Source organism: Streptococcus mitis (assembly GCF_946190375.1).
In the GTDB taxonomy this organism is placed as follows: Bacteria; Bacillota; Bacilli; order Lactobacillales; family Streptococcaceae; genus Streptococcus; species Streptococcus mitis_CJ.
Genome location: NZ_CAMIAF010000038.1, coordinates 1 through 1,473 on the forward strand (window position 1 = coordinate 1; position 1,473 = coordinate 1,473).

2 protein-coding genes and 1 pseudogene are annotated in these 1,473 nt (G+C 41.5%); all 3 read left to right on the plus strand.

Translation table 11 applies throughout. From position 1 onward, the window contains the following. A pseudogene (locus tag N8M09_RS10800) lies at nucleotides 1–227 on the plus strand (collagen-like protein); the annotation flags it as partial. A gap of 16 nt (nucleotides 228–243) precedes the next feature. Then, complete coding sequence (locus N8M09_RS10805) at nucleotides 244–501, plus strand: phage holin (RefSeq protein WP_261065185.1); 258 nt, start codon at nucleotides 244–246, stop codon at nucleotides 499–501. Between the two features lie 81 nt (nucleotides 502–582). Then, a partial coding sequence (locus N8M09_RS10810) for a GH25 family lysozyme (protein WP_314726073.1) occupies nucleotides 583–1,473 on the plus strand: 891 nt, incomplete at its 3' end.

Genomic DNA, 1,473 nt, shown 5'->3' on the forward strand with positions numbered 1-1,473 from the left:
CAAATGGAGTCCCTATTGGTTTTCGCTCTCCAAACTCTCTAATCGGGAATATATATAACGACAAAGGGATTGTTTATGGAACATGGTATCTAGCAGATAGCACGGATGGGAATCATTTAAGATTTCAGTTCTTAAACCCTGTACCAACCGACCGAGACATTGGAGATATCCGTGTAAGTGCTATTTCATACATAACAGACGACCCGTGGCCTACAACGTTGCCATAATAGAAAGGAAAAACATATGATTAACTGGAAATTACGATTAGAAAATAAATATTTTTGGCTGACTGCAATCCCAGCCTTCTTGCTTGTCTTGCAAGCTGGTGCAGCAGTCTTTGGATATCATCTGGATTTGGGTGATATCGGCAACAAGCTGATTTTGCTTGTTAATGCGGTATTCGTGTTCTTGACTGCTATCGGTCTGGTCAACGACCCAACAACATCAGGAATCTCTGATAGCAAACGTGCTCTTGACTATCAAGAACCAAGCGAAGATTAGGAGAGAACAATGAAGAAAAACGACTTATTCATCGACGTATCTAGCCACAATGGATACGATATTACAGGTATTTTGGCTGACATGGGTACACAGAATACTATTATCAAAATTTCAGAAAGTACAAGCTATATCAACCCTTGCCTGTCCGCTCAAGTGGAACAATCTAACCCTATTGGCTTTTACCATTTTGCTTGGTTTGGTGGAGACGTAGAACAAGCAGAAGCAGAAGCACGCTACTTCCTTGACAATGTCCCTCAAAAAGTAAAATACTTGTGCCTTGACTACGAAGATCACGCTAGCGGAGATAAACAGGAAAACACAGATGCTTGTCTGCGCTTTATGGAAATTATCGCAGACGCTGGATATAAACCTATTTATTATAGTTATAAACCCTTTACGCTTGATAATATCTATTATGAGCAGATTCTTGCGAAATTCCCAAACAGCCTTTGGATTGCCGGGTATGGTTTAAACGACGGTAACGCTGACTTTGAATATTTCCCATCTATGGACGGTATTCGCTGGTGGCAGTATTCTAGTAACCCGTTTGATAAGAATATTGTACTGTTAGACGATGAGGAAGATAATTCAATCAGTAAAAACGATCTAAAAAGCCTTAATACCATAGCCAATGAGGTCGTGCAAGGCCTTTGGGGCAATGGACAAGAGCGTTTCGACAATCTAACAAATGCGGGATATAATGCGCAAGCCGTGCAAGATAGAGTTAACGCTATTTTAAATGACGAAACACCAAGCAATAGCGCTAGTTCAGACCTTGACAGCGTAGCTCAAGAAGTATTACAGGGTTTGTGGGGTAACGGTCAAGAGCGTTTCAACAGACTAACTGATGCAGGTTACGACGCCGAAGAGGTTCAAGACAAAGTAAATAGCCTTTTAGGTGGCGAAGACACCGTGGATCTTAATACCGTAGCAAACGAGGTCATTCAAGGCCTTTGGGGCAATGGACAAGAA

What these genes read in the sequence shown, in the direction of transcription:
- N8M09_RS10805 (WP_261065185.1), top strand. Translation starts at nt 244, where the DNA reads ATGATTAACTGGAAATTACGATTAGAAAATAAATATTTTTGGCTGACT.